This window comes from Dyadobacter sandarakinus (assembly GCF_016894445.1).
GTDB lineage: Bacteria > Bacteroidota > Bacteroidia > Cytophagales > Spirosomataceae > Dyadobacter > Dyadobacter sandarakinus.
The window spans coordinates 127,319-143,457 of the sequence record NZ_CP056775.1; the positions used below are offsets into that span (position 1 = coordinate 127,319).

Consider the following 16,139-nt stretch of genomic DNA (forward strand, 5'->3'; position numbering starts at 1 on the left):
AATGCGGTGAAAAATGCCGCAAGTTACGAAATTAGGATTTGCCGCGACGTCGGCGTTTTAGTAGCATATTTGCAACATGAATAATATTCCGATTCAACAGCAGGAGCCTATTTGTGCGCTGGCGACACCTCAGGGAGTGGGTGCAATTGCCATTATCCGGGTGTCCGGTATAGGTTCTATTGGTATTGTAAATGAAATTTTCAAGGGTAAAAATCTCGAAGAAGCGGAGAGTCATACCGTGCATTTTGGAACGATACAGGCTTACGGTGAAGTATTTGACGAAGTGCTCGCGACCGTTTTCAAGTCTCCCAGATCTTTTACCAAAGAAGATTCCATTGAAATATCGTGTCACGGATCCGACTATATTGTGCGGCAGATCCTCAAACTGCTCGTACTCAAAGGTGCCCGCATCGCGAAGCCGGGCGAGTTTACCCAGCGCGCATTTCTGAACGGACAATTCGACTTAGTGCAAGCCGAAGCTGTCGCCGACCTGATCGCGGCAGACAATCAGGCGAGCCATAAAACCGCATTGAACCAGCTGCGGGGCGGCTTTTCTAAAAAATTGACAGCCCTGCGCGCAGAACTCATCCATTTTGCATCATTGATCGAGCTGGAACTGGACTTTGGCGAAGAAGATGTGGAGTTTGCCCAGCGTGATGATCTGCGTAAACTGATTGAGGCACTGCTGGAAACGATAGGATCGCTGATCGAATCGTTTGATTTTGGGAATGTGGTAAAAGAAGGTGTGCCTGTCGCCATCATCGGCTCGCCGAATGTGGGCAAATCGACGCTTTTGAACGCATTATTGAATGAAGAAAAAGCAATCGTCACGAGCATTGCCGGCACCACGCGCGACGTGATCGAGGATACGATGGTGATGGAGGGATTGAAATTCCGCTTCATCGATACCGCCGGCATCCGTGAAACGACCGATGTGGTGGAATCAATTGGCATTGAGCGCTCGAAAGCGGCGATGGAAAAGGCGGATATTGTGATCCTGCTCTGCGACAGTGAAGCCACTTTGCACGAAAACCAGGAACTGGCCCGCTCCATTTCCGGCGATAAGGAAGTCATTTTTGTGATGAATAAAATGGACCTGCCCGGCCAACATGCATTACTGGACCAATATCCTGAGCTGCTCCCTATTTCAGCCCAGTCGCACCACGGTCTTCCTCAATTGGCCAAAAAACTCGCCTCCCTCGTGCACCGGCAGTCGGCAGGCGACACGGTGGTGACCAATGCCCGGCATTACGAACATCTGCTGAAAGCACACAATTCTTTAACCGATGTAATCAACGGACTTTCTATCGGCATCACCGGCGATTTCCTTGCGCAGGACATCCGCCTGGCGCTGCATCATTTGGGAGAGATTACGGGCACGATCGTGACGGATGATTTGCTGGATAATATTTTTTCGAAGTTTTGTATCGGAAAGTAATAAGGCATAAATACTGATAAGAACTCATAAGTAAAATGAATAAAAACCGCATTTAGAGAAATCTGATGCGGTTTTTTGTTTTTCGTTGATTTTTCTTGCTACCGATTTGTTTTGTACCTTTTTGTACCTTTTCTGGTATATTTAGTCCGAGGTACAAAAAAGGTACAAATTTTTGGCTTTTAGGGGGGAAATTATGAAACATACTGAAACATTAAGAAACATGCTAAAACAATTCAAAAAACTGCTGAAATGAGCTCAACAATTGAAACTGTCCGAATTTGTAAAGAATGCAATAAGCGGTTCACAGCAAGAACCACGCAGACCAAAGTTTGTACAAAATGAAATTGTAGGAATTATAAGAAGTGTTTCTACTGGGAGAACGAGCCAATTTAAAAGAAAGATTACAAGAAGTAAATGGTAGGCAAAGATTTCATTTAGCAGTCATACGTACATGTATTACAGCATATGATATCAATTACAAGTAAAATTTTGTAACAAAAGCCTTTTATTCATAGGGTTTATTGATACTATTAACATAACATACAGCAAGCATGACGTTGTTTGACATTATCAATCGAGGCTTTTTTCCAAAAGAGTTACCTCCACCTTTTACTACCGATATTCTTGCTAAGCATGTTACAACAATTTTATCAAAATGGAGCTTAGAGTTCAAGAATAATACAACAATTTCAAGTTTAGGGGCAGTAGTTCCTCCATTTCCTGGCGAATCGAAGAAGAAATTAGAGCAGCGAAAAAAGCTTTATAGAGATACCTTTATTTCTAAGTACTCTTCCTCAAAAGGATGTACTTTTTCAATATCAAAAGGTAAACTATCTCGGCGATTCTTGCAAATTCCTAATCCTAAACATTTTATCTTATTATCGGACAAGATAGTTTCAAGATGGGGAGACTTCGAAAAAGTCTTTGCGCTTTCTCATTATTCAGAAAGCTATCCTATTGCTGAGACATCTTCCAAAAAACGCTCTGTCTCGACTTATAGTAAGAGTGTGTCTGATTTTCACAATAGGTTGCTAAGCACTTCAATTGAGAAAAAAATTGAAGTGAAGGTTGATATTTCAAAATTCTACCCAACAATCTATACTCATACGATTGCTTGGGCCTTGTTGGGAAAAGAAAAGGCAAAAAGCTATTTCAATCAGAAATCCGATCTTGACTCGCTTATCGCAGCAGGCGATCTAGACGCTGCCCTTTACAAAAATGCTGAGGACATAGATAATGCATTAAGAAGTTGTCAGGAGAGGCAATCAATCGGAATTCCTATTGGGCCCGACACATCGCATGTTATAGCTGAGGCAGTTGCGTGTCGCATAGACAGTATGCTTCAAGCTAAGTTCGGTGGCTTAGGTTTAAAAGCTTGCCGATATTATGATGACTACTATCTCTATGTTTCCACAAAAGATGAGGCGGATACCGTTTTGAAGGGGCTACAACTAATCTTATCAGATTTTCAACTTGAAATAAATGAAAGCAAAATAAAGATAAGAGAATTTCCATTTTCCTTCGAAGACGAGTTTACAACAACGCTTTTTTTATTTGATTTTAAAAAGACTAATCAGGCTAATAGTTTAAAGCACTATTTCAGTGTGATTTGGGGTTTTGCTGAAAAAAACCCGAAAAGGACGGATTGGATATTCAAATATTCACTGCGAATATTTGAGTTTGGAACGGTTAAGATATCGAAGGAAACGTGGAGATTATTCGAAAATCTGCTTTTGAAGACTGTGCAAATTGATCCGTCAATATTAGACATTGTGACACGAATATTGCTTACATATACGTCATATGTTGATTATAAGTCGAAAGATAAATGGAGATCGCTGATAAATATTATTATTAAGGAACATAGTCAAGTAAATCATAACTTCGAGGTTTCATGGGCACTCTGGCTTGCTAAGTCCTTTAACCTGGAAATAGAAGAAAGTTGCGCTAATTTAGTCATCAATACGAAAGATTGTATTGCAAATCTTATATTACTTGACCTACTAAATACAACATCACTTGTCCAAGGAAATGCTAACATCAATCAGTTAGAAATTGAGCTTAAAGATGATGTATTATTTTCCAGTAATTGGTTGCTTGCATATGAGGCTGTAAAAAAGGGCTGGCTTGTTCCTGCCGATTCTAATCTATTGAATAGTAATTTGTTTTTCAAAATTATTCAAGATTTAGATGTCGAATTCTATGATAGTAAAAAACAACTAATACCTTATAATTTTGTTGAAAAGGTGGATGAAATTACCTCTCTCCCTACTTCTTACGATGGTAACGTTAATGTTAGCGACGCTACTAGCAAGCCAAGTGAAGTAAAGAAAAAAGCAATTTTCAAATTCATTGAAACTATTCCTTCTGGGCTTGATTTTTAGTTAATACAGATTTAAAATCTATAAGGATTGCGGCGGATTAAATAAAAGATGCTAACATCGAACAATCATTTTCCATAGGGATAACTTGTTAATTCCCTTGAATAAGATCTTGTAAAGAGTATCTGCTTTACAAGTGTAGACCAAGGAATATCTATTTGGTCATCAAGCATTTGATTCTCTAAATAATTTACGTTTCATTATTCTCAATATTTCAGGTAGGTTGATGGAGAATCCTTGGCCCTCATATTTTGTCACACTTAAAACACCTTTGATTACTTCTTCTTCTCCTCCCTCTTTCACATTCTCTATCGCCGGCCTTGCCTTAATCATGTTCTCATATTGATAATTTGATAGTTTAAGCTGCTCAATGGTTGCGTCTTTTAATTGCAAAAGAGAGTTTGTTATTAAAAGGTGTGATTGGAGGTGGAGGATGTTTGCTTGCCACTGCATAACGGAGATATCGTAATTCGTCTCTTTCTGAATTAAAACTAAGTTATCTGCCGTAGGTGCGTTTAAATAGATTGACAAAGCATCCCTTATTTGCTCCAATGATGCATCTTTGTCCTTCGGTATTATTTTGAAGAGCGTTCCGTGAGCGTCTTCTTTAATCTCAGTGCTAGCATCAACACCTAGATCCGCTAAAAATTGAGCAAAATAAACTAGATATTGCTTACACGAGGTTTTAATAGGTTCAGGGAATATAAAAGATGTCAGCAAAACGTCGGGGTAGAGTCTGTTGCTAATGGAGGATATTGCTCTATCAATTAGGTTTTCTATATATTCTTGAATCTCAGTTTCTAATTCAAATATGGTGCTATCTTCGTTTATATAGCCTAGCACGAATCCAAATCCATTCGTAATTATTTCATCGTCATATTCAAAATATTTATACATAGGATTGTTATCACTTGTAATTATAAGTGATATTTCCTCTGCCATTTCTGCGATGCTGTACGGCTTATTCCAGTTTACGAAGTCTGTTTGGAATATTACACTTGCAGTGAGAGAGGGTTCATTTTCTTTGGCTCGGCAAAGAATCGAAATATCAGCATAAAACACCTGCTCAGTACTTAAATCAATTGAGAACGTTATCTCATCAAGGAATAGTCTAATTTGTTTTGGTGTATATTTAAAAAGCTCTTCTATAACATTTTCATCAGACAGTCGTCCCGATCTGTGTTTCCTATGTTCTGAATAATAGGAATATACATCTTCGATTGAATTTACAACTAAGATTTTTGTTAATGAGCTTGGTTCATCTATATTCCTTTGATGCTCTTTGATTTCAATTTTCAACATAGATAATGAGCCGAAGATTTTTTAATCGTTGACAAAATGATTGGTGATGGTTGAGAATACTGGGCTGTGTCGATTTTGGGCTATTTATCCATTTGATATCAAACGTTCCAACCGCACCATCATATCCTCTTTTTCCCTCAACATCCTCTCATACAATGCAATCTTCTCCTCATGAAGTTGCATTAGTTTGTCAATCGGATTGTTGTTGTAAGTTTCGAATGAACTTCCGAAGAAAGCCTGATCTTGGAATGTGTTTGAAATGACATTTATCGCTTGTTCCTCGTCAAAATTCCGAATCGCCTCAGCCGGGATTTTCAAAATCACCGCCACCTGCTCTAAAATATCGTTTTCAATCTTTTCCTTCTGTTCGAGCAGGGAAATTTTTTGCTGGTTCCAATCTTCGCCAAGCTCGAACGCGAGGGCATCTTGTTTGATGGAAAGCATTTCGCGGAAGCGTTTCAAATTGCGGCCTTCGTGGATCTTCGGGTTGGAGGTAGTATGTGCCATGTAAAATGGGTGTTTAGTTAAAAAAGGCAATTTATGTAAATCTGCCGGGAAGTGCGCGGATATCTTACAGGGTTAATTCATGTAAGTTACAGAATAAGATTTTTTGCGACGTTTATAGGTGTGCGTGAGAAAAAGTATTGTAAACGCAGGCGGCTTTTATACAGCCTTTATCAAGATTATTTCGACCAGGGATTATCATCACACTTCATCGCAAACCTGGTGAACGATGACTTGCAAAGCCCAGATTTGGTGTCGGCAGAAGACATTAAATTGTCTGTTCTATTTCAAGGGTAGAGCCAAAGTCACCAAACGGCTCCCGCCTGCACGGGCGTCGCCCATCGAGTCCTGCGAAAAAACAAGCTGCTCCCAATTCGCCCATCCAATGGTCAGATCCGGATGATTTGGACGCTATTCAAAATCAAATTGTCAAATCTAAATTTTCTAAAGCATGAGTCGCATTATCGAATTTACCCTGCAATCGAAGGGCGGGGTAGGGAAGAGTCTTCATACCTATTGCCGTTCATTATCTGTTCCAGAAGAGCATTCACTTTTTGTCGATGTGGATAGCTCGACGCAGACTTCAACAAGGCAGCTAAAATTTCTGGGCCCGGAAAGACTGGAGACCAATTCACTTTTAGATGCCCGTGATGTTCTCGTGCGTGATAAGTTCCTGGGTTATATGGAAAGCCTTTCGGAAAGTAACTTTGAGCGGATCTACATGGATTTCGGCGCACCTGAGTCAGAACAAATTCCTGCGCTCATCCAGCGTGACATACCATTTAAAGAATTTTGCGACGAATTGGGCTTTACTGTGGCGTTCAACATCATCATTGGCGGTGGGGGAGCGTACAAAGCATCGGTGGATTACCTCCAAAAGCTTGTATCTGTCGTCGATAGTAAGTTCGAGACAATTGTTTGGGAAAACATTACCAGCTTCAATCAATTCCCTGCACTTTCCAAGGAGCTTGCCGGGAACTGCAAACGGATGGGATTGCGATACCGCCGGTTCGGCGATTTCGAGCCTTCGACCTTGCTAGGTGGCCAGGTGCTGGACGGCATCAGGAAAGGCTTTGCGCTTTCTGACTACACACCTGGCGCGCGCATTAGATTAAAGAAAGAACTTAACGAAAATTTCGGGCATGAGTAGCAATATCAAGGAGTTCGTAACGAAAATTAAAGGACAATTTTCGGCGAAGTATGGAATTGAGATGGATGATTGGTCCGCGATGGTAATGGCCGAAATAAGTGAGCGTTTTATGGTGCTCAACCACTCGGTGAAGAAGTCAGCGGATAAAATTGAGGAAGCGGCACGCAGCGTCAAGGGCAAAACTTACCCAGTCAGCTTCAACTCGTCGCAAGAGGCTTTTAAGCTAGGCCTAGGTTTGATGGCTCCTTTTGCCGGAATGTGTAGCCTGGTTGCAGTGTTATTTTTCTGGTACAAGACAAGTACTCAGGAGTATCAATCGATCAAGGATATTGCTCAATCATACGAGAATTTGAGAGTGTACCGAATCCTAATGCAGGAGGGCGAGGTTGTGCAACGTGAGGGGCAGTATTATCTAACTCTGTCATTAGCGAACAAGAAAGCTGGCGACATCCTGATCGGTAAGGAATATGTATTTGAAGGTAAAAAGAAACGCATACTTGTACCCTTGGGCAGATAATCATGGATATGGAGAAGAAGAAATTTAGAAAAAAAGGAGGCCGTCCGCGGTTGCCCGAGTATGAAAAGCGCGTGAATGTGACTGTGATGCTTACTCCTACGGAAATAAAGCGGTTACGAAGCGAATGCCAGGATTATGTGCCTGTTTTCGGCGTGTTTTTGCGGCAGAAGTTGCTTACCACGAAAACAGTGCTCTTATCGAGAGCAGTCGATCCAGAAGTAAGATTGTAAATAGCCAACCTATTAAAAGTAAGCGGAGCGCTGATCATGATTGCGAAGCGGCTCGAATATAATGCGCTGGTTAGCAAAGATTTTCTTGATATGACTGTCGGGCTGAAGAATATGGTGCGGGAGGTACGTTTTAGAATCAACGAGGTAGTGACAAGTCAAGCGATCTTACCAAAAGTTGCACGTTCGCTATCCTGTTTGAAGGATGCGATTTCAGCTCATCAAACAGCGACGGTAACATTGAAGGACGTTTCTGGATGGAATCTGTATCTTACCGAGATTGTGGCCGAACTGGAAGCGTTTTGCACAAGTAATGGCTTGGACATCGACTAGCTGAGCGCAATGGACAGATTGGGAGCAAGATACTCTTCCCACTTTGTTTTGTAATAGAAATGTTATTTGTAAGTTACAGAAATGTGTTATTTTTGTAACTCACAAATAGCAATTTGGAAGCACTGTTCACAAAATATCTACCGAAACTACAACGCACGTCAACCAAGTTCGTGCGTGACTTTATCCATCAAATCGACTGGGAACGAAATCGATTGATCGGCATTAAAGGCGCTCGTGGTGCTGGAAAGACAACCCTCGTACTGCAATATTTAAAGCAAATAGCGCTACCAACCGGCCAATCGTTATACGTCAGCCTGGATGATCTTTATTTTAGCGCGCATCGACTTTATGATCTAGGTGAAGCTTTTGTCAGGACTGGCGGGCGGCTACTGGTACTGGATGAAGTTCACCGATATATCAATTGGTCGCAGGAAATCAAAAACCTTTACGACGACTTTCCTGATTTACGAATCGTATTTACGGGTTCATCCATCATGCACTTGGAGCGCAGCAAAGGTGATTTGAGTCGCCGTGCTGTCATGTATCATTTACATGGACTCTCGTTCCGTGAGTTTCTTCAAATCCAGCAGATTGCTTCCTGGTCTGCGGTAACTCTGCCAGATCTTTTGAACAATCACACGCAAATAGCGCTGGATATCACGGAGACAATCAAACCATTAGCTCACTGGAATGACTATCTGCAATATGGATACTATCCCTACTTTTTGGAGAATAAAGATGTCTACGCACAGAAGTTGACCGAGACAATTCAGCTCAGTTTGGAGCTGGATTTGCCAGCCGTTTACGGGATAAGTTATGCTTCTGTTGACAAGCTGAAACAACTGCTCGTTGTGCTGGCCGAAAGCGTTCCCATGAAACCGAACATCAGCAAGCTTAGTGAAACGCTGAATACGAGTAGGGCACTTGTGGTTGAGTACATGCATTATCTGGAAGAGTTGGGTGTACTCATGTTGTTACACAGGGACAGCTTTGGCATCACCAGATTGCAGAAACCTGAGAAGGTGTATCTAAGTCATCCAAACCTTCAATATGCATTGCACGAGAGTCGTCCGGATATTGGAACATTGCGTGAAAGCTTTTTCCTGAGCCAGGTTCAGCCGCTACATAAAGTTGAGTACACGGAGAAGGGAGACTTCAAACTGGATAGGAAGGTGACGGTTGAAGTAGGAGGGGCGAACAAAACCAGGCAACAGCTCGCAGGTGTTGAGAATGCGTATGTAGGTGCTGATGGGCTTGAAGTGGGGTATGGAGATAAGATTCCGCTTTGGATGTTTGGGATGTTGTACTGATTTTCCCGTTTGCTATTAGGATCGAATCACCGAGTTAAAATCGGTAGTTCGATCCTAATGCGCCTTGTTGATGGATATGTCCCGGAAAATTCAAGCCAATTCTATCCAAATCGACCAAATTCTAACTTTTTCAACCAAATTCAACCGTTTTCTACCTGTTTCGAATTTGTGGTGTTTTTTCTTAGTAGCAAGCTATGTTTTTCCATGGTCGAAATGCTGCTTCGCATCTTCGACCATGGAAAAACGGCTTGCCCTTCGGGAGTCAATTCGCCGGAGGGCTTATTGTAAAGAATGATGACAAGGGGAGTTTCGTTCTAAGGTGGTCTGCCCAGCATAGCTAGCTATAAAAGAGAATTTTTAACAACGAGGCAATATAGTAACTGCTGGCGATCGAGGGCTATTCTGTGGATTTCGGAATGTTTCTATGAGATAGCTAATGAACAGCAAGGCAATAGTTTTGTTTTATTTAATGGATCTTGAAGTTAGCGAGGTTATCAGCGACTTGTTGAAAACGTGCGATAGTATGATACTACTTCTTCCTAAGGTGTGGACTTAGTTGATCAACCTATTCGCAGTGTCATTTTAAGTCTTTCTTATATGTATTTTGAAATTAGCCAAGTTTTGGCACTTGTCACTATATTTGCCAAAACTTGGTAGACCGTTATGCAGCGAGAAAGGATAATAGAGCAAGTACGACCCAACGAAACGATTAGTAGGCTTAAATTGCTCTCTCTGCTAAGAGAGGAATATCCTCATGCCAAGTTGAATACGCTCGATTGGCATATTCACACTCTTCTTGTGCAAGGAAAACTAGTAAGGAAAGGTCGTGGCTCCTATGCTGTTGCCAGTAATGAGTCCATTTTATCCAGTTTTACCCCAACGCTGCCAGAGGAATTAAGCGAAATCGGACAGCGTCTGGGTCGTAAGTTCCCATTGATAACTACCTGTGTCTGGACGACGTCTGTCTTGCATTCGTTTGTTATGCAACAACCCACGATTACTTATTGGTTGGTTGAAGTTGAGCGAGACGAGGTTGACGCTATCTTCAATTTTATTCTCAATGACTTGTTCATTAACGGGTTGTCAATTCCTATCATTCGATCTGATGACTTGGCCCTGATGGAGCGCTATACGCACGGCCGGTCGATCATGCTTCTAGTGAAGCCACTAATTAGCGAAGCGCCCCTGAGGAAAAATGATGATGAATTGAATGTACCTACTGCCGAAAAAATTATAGTTGACTTGGTCGCAGATGCCAATGTTTTCGGTTTCCTCGTGGAGGAGTTACCATCTCTTTTTGCTGATCTCAGCCACCGGTTCTTATTGAATCAAGATCGACTCCGACGGTACGCCAGACGTCGACATAAATTATCACTCTTTGATAGTTATTTACCTCAACTACCATAAAGATACATCAGAGCTGACTAGCTTAACGTTAGTTAGCCTCAAAATAGTAGGCAGTTTGTTAGTGGCATTAATCGTGATATAACGAAATACGATGAGATTTATAGAAAACCTTTTACACACCAGATTGGCCATTCTTACATTAAGCCAGGCAGCTGGTTGGGTAACCCCAATCGGTGCCGGTGAGACCGAAATGCTGGCTTTCGTGCTGCCTCGCACCGCCCCCGCAGCCGCTGTCCGATTGGGCTGTGCCATCGCCTGCCACAAACATGATGAGGCAGTAGGAGCTGGAAATTACCATTTGTTCCGGCTAACGACGCCTGTTGAGGAGCGACTGAGCCGCGCCATAGCAGCAGCGACAAAACCCCTGCCTCTTGCTGGGTTGGAAGCAGCAGTGGCGTACTTGACGCATATCACCGAAGGCATGGCCATCGACGCGCAGCCGGGCCCTGTTCGGACGGGCTTATACACCGACCTGACGGACAATCCAATGGATGCACTTATTTGCGTGGCCAAACATTACCTGCTGGCCTACCAACAGGGGTATCAAACCTATCCTTACTTCTCATGACGTCGGCATATACTACAGACTTACTGAAAGCTACGGGTTTGGTTCAGGAGACATTAGTCCTGCTCGAAGCCTATCAACCCGGTCAGCCTAAAGAAGCGTTTAGTCGCTTCGTAAAAGAAACGGACCTGTTGGGTAAGGCTACCCAAAACCGAGTAGACGACATTCTTCGCTCCAACTTTTTCCGGCGTTACGTGGCCGCTGGTTCCGATACGGTGGCGGCTCTGAAAAGCTTGCAGGTGAATCAAATAGGTTTTGAGGTGCTAAACCAACTATTTCTGGTGTTCACCTGCCGGGTTAATACCATTTTGAGCGATTTTATCCGGCAGGTTTATTGGCCGAAGGTGGCCGCTGGAGAGAGTCGGGTTCAAACCACTGATCCTGCTGAGTTTATACAGGAGGCTATTGCAGAAAGGCGTACGACAACGGCCTGGTCGGCCTCAACCAGTCAGAAAGTCGCAGAGCACCTGATTGCCTGTTTAATTGATTTTCGATTGATTGAAAAAAACAAAGCTATTCGATACTTTTCACCCGCAGATGCCACCGTCAACTTTCTGTTGCATGAAGGCCATTTCAAGGGCTTGTCAGATATGCAGCTCCTCCAGTTACCAGACTGGGCGGTGTTGGGGCTATCGACCAATGATCTGATCCGTCGCATTAAACAACTGGCGCAGCGTGGCCACTTTATTGCCCAATATTCGGGTGAGTTAGTGACTATTTCCTGGTTTTACCAATCCCTAGAAGCTACAGCCGATGGAATCAGTAGAGCATAAATTCAACACCATGCTGGACGAGTTAAGCAGACCGTCCACCAACCACTATGCGGGAGATAAACAGATTTACTACCTGACGTTTCCTCCCGATCAAGCACTGTCCGTTAAACGAAAAACGGAGACGTTGACCAAACTCGCTGAGTTCAAAGGCTGGACGGTTCACCTAGTGTCAATTGCCAACGTGATCAACGACTTCTTTGGCAATAGCCCTGATCGGGAAATCTGGCTGGACCAGGAGCAGTATTATGACGCACTGACCATCGCGAGCCTTTTTGATGACCTTGGTGCGTCGGTTCGCAGCCAGCGGATCATTGAGCAGGCCATTTTAGCCAAACAGGCTGAAGTAAGTCACCTGAAAAAGGCGTTACTGCTTATTACCGATCTGGAATGCCTGCACCCTTACTCACGCTTTGGACCGATTGAACAGCAGCTGTACAGTGATATTCTAATGCCGATGGTTGTCCTATATCCAGGTCAGCTAACCGGATCGAGTCTTGACTTTTTATCGATTTATCCGCCCGACGGCTCATACCGGTCCAAACACCTTTAACCATACCAGGAAATGCCCTCTATAAAAACATTATTCGACGAGACGAAAGATATTTACCGGACCATTGAAAAAGTTGTTACGTTTGGTAATCTCAGCGAGGAAGCTTTAGCCAAAGAGATTGGCGAGTATGTGGTCACAGATAGGCTGCGGGATAATTTTGAAACCTTACTAGAGGCCCTTGATGCCGGCCTGAGGGACAGCAGCCACGAGATCGGCGTCTGGGTATCGGGCTTTTACGGTTCGGGCAAAAGCTCATTCTCCAAATATATTGGTCTGGCCCTGGACCACAAGCGAACTATCGAGGGGAAACCCCTGCGCGACCGGCTGGCCAACCGCATCAACTCACCCACCATCGAGCCGCTGCTTAATTCACTGGTGAAGAAGTATGATCCGGTCGTATTTCTAATCGACTTGTCGGCCCAGCAGATTGGCAGCTACAACCTGGCTCCCGTGGGTACAATCATCTACAACGAAGTGATGAAATGGGCCGGTTACCCCTCGGAAGAGAAGATGGCCCTATTTGAGCGCATGCTGGAAATGGATGGCAAGCTCGATACCTTCAAGCAGACGCTCCGAAATGAGAAAGACACCGATTGGGATGAAGTAAAGCATAACAATCCGCTGAAAGCAAAGGCCATGGCCCAAAACATGGCACCGGTTCTGTATCCGCAGATCTGGGCCGATGCCCGCTCGTTTCAGATCATGCAGATCGACAGTATTGAGAGCGAACAGGAACGTATGACCAAGATGCTGGCCTTAATCCGTAAGCGAACAGGTCACGACAACGTGATCTTTATTGTCGATGAGGTAGGGCAGTACATTTCCGCCAAAGAAGATCTGATTCTGGCCTTGCAAGGTACGCTGCATAACCTGAAAGATATTGGACAGGGTAAGGCGTGGCTACTGGCCACCGCCCAGCAAACGCTGACGGAAGACAACGCCAATGCACGCTATAATTCGGATAAGCTCTACAAACTCAATGACCGTTTTCCGATCAAGATTGACATTGAGGCCTCGGACATTAAGGAGATTGCAACCAAACGATTGCTGGGGAAATCGGCGGCCGGTAACAGCACTCTGAAAGCCATGTATGGCCAGCATGGCGAGTCATTGCGCATTCGGACAAAACTCGAAAATGCGGAGAAAACCATTTTCAAAGCCGACCTGACGGAGAAAGACTTTATTGACTTATATCCCTTTCTACCCAATCACTTTACCCTCCTGCTAACACTGTTGGGCAAACTGGCATCACGACGGGGCGGTATTGGCCTGCGTTCCGTAATCCGGGTAGTGCAGGATGTACTCGTAGACCGGTCGCACCAATCCCTGGCCGAAATGGAAGTGGGTACGCTGGCCACTACCGTCAGCATTTTCAATATTTTGCGTGCCGACATTCAAAAGTCGTACGGGTACGTAGTAGAAGCTGTCGATAAAGTGGGCATGATTTACAACGAAGATAGTCTGGAACACCAGATTGCTAAATCGGTGGCGGTGTTGCAGATCGTGGATGATTTTCCACTGACGGTGAACAACTTGGCGGTGATGATGCACCCATCGGTAAGCAGCCCATCGCTAAAAGATCAGGTTCGACAAAAGGTTGATGAATTAAAAAGTAATCGCAGTCTGACCCTAAAAGAAGTGGACGGGCAGCTTCGGTTTATGACCGATGCTATTCTGCGCATCGACGACAATAAGGTCCAGCACATTCCAACCAGTTCTGAGGTGCGTCAGTTGCTGGACACGCAGGTACAGGAATTGTTTCCACGCGTGCCTTCAGCAAAAGTACTCGAGAAAACGGTTAACACCGGCGTACAGCTTGCCTTTGAGGAGCGCACGAAATCGGTGCTGGAAATCAACGAAACCATTCAGGCTCAACTGCATTTTGAAGCACCCGACTCGTATAATCGGACGGTGACGGAACTGGAACGCCTGAGCACCGAAAAAACGGCCGAGAATACTTACTACGCCGTAGGGCAACTTGATGACTCGTGGGTGGCTGATCTGGAAGAGATTGTGCGATGTGAGCATATCTACAAGCAACGCAACCAGCATGAAGGCAAGGAAATAGCCGATTACATGGAAGGGCAGCGGCAGGATGCCGAACGACTGAAACAGCGGCTGCGGCAACGCATGGTCCGCGCTCTGGAAAACGGTCAACTCATTTTCCGGGGAGCCGCCAAAACGACGAAGACCTACAGCGCGACCTCGTACAAGGATGCAATGGCCAACTGCCTGAAAGCGGTGGCTAGGACCGTGTACCACAAGTATGACCAGGCACCCAAGAACATTGAAAGTGACGCAGCCAAGAAACTGCTTCAGTACGACGACCTGAAAAACCTGCCCGAATCCCTGAACCCCTTTGGCCTTATCAAAGCAGACGGGAGCATCGACACGAAAGCATCGGCCCTGAAGTCGATTGAGGAGTTCCTGAGCCGCGACGGACAGGCCGAAGGCAAGAAAGTGCTCGACCGCTTCAATGAGCCGGAGTTTGGTTGGTCGAAAGATACCACTCGCTATCTGGTGGCCGTGATGTTTCTCTCCTCCATGGTAAAGCTCCGTATTGGGGGCGAATACGTGACGGTGAAAGGGCCTACGTCAATCGAAAAATTGGCCAATGCTACTGGTTTTGGACAGATCGGCATTACCCTGCAAACGGGCGATCAACCCAGCAACGAACAGAAAAAAGTAGCCGCTCAGAACCTGACTGCCCTGACGGGCGTATCGGTATTGCCCCTGCCGCAGAAAATAGCTGAAACGGTAATCAAACATTTCCCCGACCTGAAAGATAAATACGCAGGCCTGGATATTCGACTGCAAACGCTGGGTTTGCCGGGGGCCGACCGTATAAAGAGTTTGCAGGACGGTATCACCGAGATCCTGAAAGGTGATGGCTCCGATGCTACCTTCCGACTAGGAAAAGCCGATGCCACACTGTACGTAGATCTGCAATGGGCCAAAAAAGTGCGGGAGTGCCTGGACAACAAGGCGACTGAAAAAACAGTAAGGGCGCTGCGTGAGGTTCAGAAAAGCGTACAAACCCTACCGAACGTACCTATTATTGAGCTACTTCGGACGGAGGTGGTCGGACAACTGGGCGTTGCCGATCAGATGTTGAGCATCGATGAATTTTACGACCGGATTCCCGACTTGAAAGATACGTTGGGCAAGGTGCAGCAAAGCATCGAGCTGGCCTGCCAGCAGTTTGAACAAACTGAGAACGCCCGGCTCGATAAGGCCATTGCCGACGTGAGAAACCGGTCGGCATATTCCCAATTGACCGACGAACAGCGCGATGAGATTGAACAGCGCCTGAGCAAAGCCCAAATTACTAACAAGAGCGGCATTCAGGGTATTCAGGATATTGTGAACGAAGGCTTTCAGTTGCAGACGCAGTTGAGCAACCTGCACACGGAGATAGACCAGATGGCGGCCGATAATAACATCGCGCCCCCGACCCCCGATCCCTTGCCCTACCGCAATCTGGATACTACTCGTCCGGTGGTGGCCGACCCTGGAACGCCCCTGCCGAAAACGCGCACCGTTCGGTTAGTACATTTACCCCGAAAAATCACAAAAAAGACAGACCTCGACCACATTATCAAGGAGTTACAGTCTCTGAAAAATGGTCTGACTGATGGCGAGGTCATCGAACTGATCTGGTAAACTGATTCACTCTTTAATC

13 protein-coding genes are annotated in these 16,139 nt (G+C 44.7%); 11 read left to right on the forward strand and 2 right to left on the reverse strand.

What is annotated here, in order from left to right:
* Nucleotides 1-76 precede the first annotated feature (76 nt).
* Both mnmE and HWI92_RS00470 read left to right on the forward strand, forming a co-directional pair.
* Nucleotides 77-1,438, forward strand: a complete 1,362-nt coding sequence (mnmE, locus tag HWI92_RS00465; protein WP_204660253.1) for a tRNA uridine-5-carboxymethylaminomethyl(34) synthesis GTPase MnmE — start codon at nucleotides 77-79, stop codon at nucleotides 1,436-1,438.
* Between the two features lie 551 nt (nucleotides 1,439-1,989).
* Nucleotides 1,990-3,822, forward strand: a complete 1,833-nt coding sequence (locus HWI92_RS00470) for an RNA-directed DNA polymerase (protein ID WP_204660254.1) — start codon at nucleotides 1,990-1,992, stop codon at nucleotides 3,820-3,822.
* Nucleotides 3,823-3,984: 162 nt separating this feature from the next.
* Here the strand turns inward: HWI92_RS00470 and HWI92_RS00475 are convergent, their stop codons facing one another.
* Nucleotides 3,985-5,121, reverse strand: coding sequence for a hypothetical protein (locus HWI92_RS00475; protein WP_204660255.1), 1,137 nt, complete (start codon nucleotides 5,119-5,121; stop codon nucleotides 3,985-3,987).
* 84 nt (nucleotides 5,122-5,205) lie between these two features.
* On the reverse strand, nucleotides 5,206-5,628 hold the full coding sequence (locus HWI92_RS00480) for a helix-turn-helix domain-containing protein (RefSeq protein ID WP_204660256.1): 423 nt from the start codon (nucleotides 5,626-5,628) through the stop codon (nucleotides 5,206-5,208).
* Nucleotides 5,629-6,076: 448 nt separating this feature from the next.
* Here HWI92_RS00480 and HWI92_RS00485 point away from each other — a divergent pair, with 448 nt between their 5' ends.
* The 9 genes from HWI92_RS00485 to brxC all read left to right on the forward strand — a co-directional run bounded on the left by HWI92_RS00485 (nucleotide 6,077) and on the right by brxC (nucleotide 16,120).
* Nucleotides 6,077-6,775 (forward strand): P-loop NTPase family protein, encoded by a 699-nt coding sequence (locus tag HWI92_RS00485; RefSeq protein ID WP_204660257.1) that lies wholly within the window; start codon nucleotides 6,077-6,079, stop codon nucleotides 6,773-6,775.
* Nucleotides 6,768-7,292 (forward strand): hypothetical protein, encoded by a 525-nt coding sequence (locus HWI92_RS00490; RefSeq protein ID WP_204660258.1) that lies wholly within the window; start codon nucleotides 6,768-6,770, stop codon nucleotides 7,290-7,292. Before HWI92_RS00485 ends, HWI92_RS00490 begins: the two co-directional genes overlap by 8 nt.
* Before the next feature lie 266 nt (nucleotides 7,293-7,558).
* Entirely contained in the window at nucleotides 7,559-7,852 is a 294-nt protein-coding gene (locus tag HWI92_RS00495) for a hypothetical protein (RefSeq protein WP_204660259.1), read from the forward strand.
* Between the two features lie 113 nt (nucleotides 7,853-7,965).
* Nucleotides 7,966-9,162: an ATP-binding protein gene (locus HWI92_RS00500; RefSeq protein WP_204660260.1), complete on the forward strand. Its 1,197-nt coding sequence runs from the start codon at nucleotides 7,966-7,968 to the stop codon at nucleotides 9,160-9,162.
* A gap of 663 nt (nucleotides 9,163-9,825) precedes the next feature.
* Complete coding sequence (locus HWI92_RS00505; protein ID WP_204660261.1) at nucleotides 9,826-10,569, forward strand: DUF6577 family protein; 744 nt, start codon at nucleotides 9,826-9,828, stop codon at nucleotides 10,567-10,569.
* Between the two features lie 91 nt (nucleotides 10,570-10,660).
* A complete protein-coding gene (locus HWI92_RS00510) occupies nucleotides 10,661-11,137 on the forward strand; it encodes a BrxE family protein (RefSeq protein WP_204660262.1) in 477 nt (158 codons plus the stop codon).
* The gene (locus HWI92_RS00515; RefSeq protein ID WP_204660263.1) at nucleotides 11,134-11,907 is read left to right on the forward strand and encodes a BrxA family protein; all 774 of its coding nucleotides are present in this window, start codon (nucleotides 11,134-11,136) and stop codon (nucleotides 11,905-11,907) included. Before HWI92_RS00510 ends, HWI92_RS00515 begins: the two co-directional genes overlap by 4 nt.
* Entirely contained in the window at nucleotides 11,888-12,457 is a 570-nt protein-coding gene (locus HWI92_RS00520; RefSeq protein ID WP_204660264.1) for a BREX protein BrxB domain-containing protein, read from the forward strand. Before HWI92_RS00515 ends, HWI92_RS00520 begins: the two co-directional genes overlap by 20 nt.
* A gap of 12 nt (nucleotides 12,458-12,469) precedes the next feature.
* A complete protein-coding gene (gene brxC / locus HWI92_RS00525) occupies nucleotides 12,470-16,120 on the forward strand; it encodes a BREX system P-loop protein BrxC (protein ID WP_204660265.1) in 3,651 nt (1,216 codons plus the stop codon).
* Nucleotides 16,121-16,139: the final 19 nt, after the last annotated feature.

Bases quoted from the DNA above. Each gene is read 5' to 3' on its own strand.
- HWI92_RS00505 (WP_204660261.1), top strand. From the start codon at position 9,826: ATGCAGCGAGAAAGGATAATAGAGCAAGTACGACCCAACGAAACGATT.
- mnmE (WP_204660253.1), top strand. From the start codon at position 77: ATGAATAATATTCCGATTCAACAGCAGGAGCCTATTTGTGCGCTGGCG.
- HWI92_RS00485 (WP_204660257.1), top strand. From the start codon at position 6,077: ATGAGTCGCATTATCGAATTTACCCTGCAATCGAAGGGCGGGGTAGGG.
- HWI92_RS00475 (WP_204660255.1), bottom strand. From the start codon at position 5,121: ATGTTGAAAATTGAAATCAAAGAGCATCAAAGGAATATAGATGAACCA.
- HWI92_RS00515 (WP_204660263.1), top strand. From the start codon at position 11,134: ATGACGTCGGCATATACTACAGACTTACTGAAAGCTACGGGTTTGGTT.
- HWI92_RS00520 (WP_204660264.1), top strand. From the start codon at position 11,888: ATGGAATCAGTAGAGCATAAATTCAACACCATGCTGGACGAGTTAAGC.
- HWI92_RS00470 (WP_204660254.1), top strand. From the start codon at position 1,990: ATGACGTTGTTTGACATTATCAATCGAGGCTTTTTTCCAAAAGAGTTA.
- HWI92_RS00510 (WP_204660262.1), top strand. From the start codon at position 10,661: ATGAGATTTATAGAAAACCTTTTACACACCAGATTGGCCATTCTTACA.
- HWI92_RS00490 (WP_204660258.1), top strand. From the start codon at position 6,768: ATGAGTAGCAATATCAAGGAGTTCGTAACGAAAATTAAAGGACAATTT.
- brxC (WP_204660265.1), top strand. From the start codon at position 12,470: ATGCCCTCTATAAAAACATTATTCGACGAGACGAAAGATATTTACCGG.
- HWI92_RS00480 (WP_204660256.1), bottom strand. From the start codon at position 5,628: ATGGCACATACTACCTCCAACCCGAAGATCCACGAAGGCCGCAATTTG.
- HWI92_RS00495 (WP_204660259.1), top strand. From the start codon at position 7,559: ATGATTGCGAAGCGGCTCGAATATAATGCGCTGGTTAGCAAAGATTTT.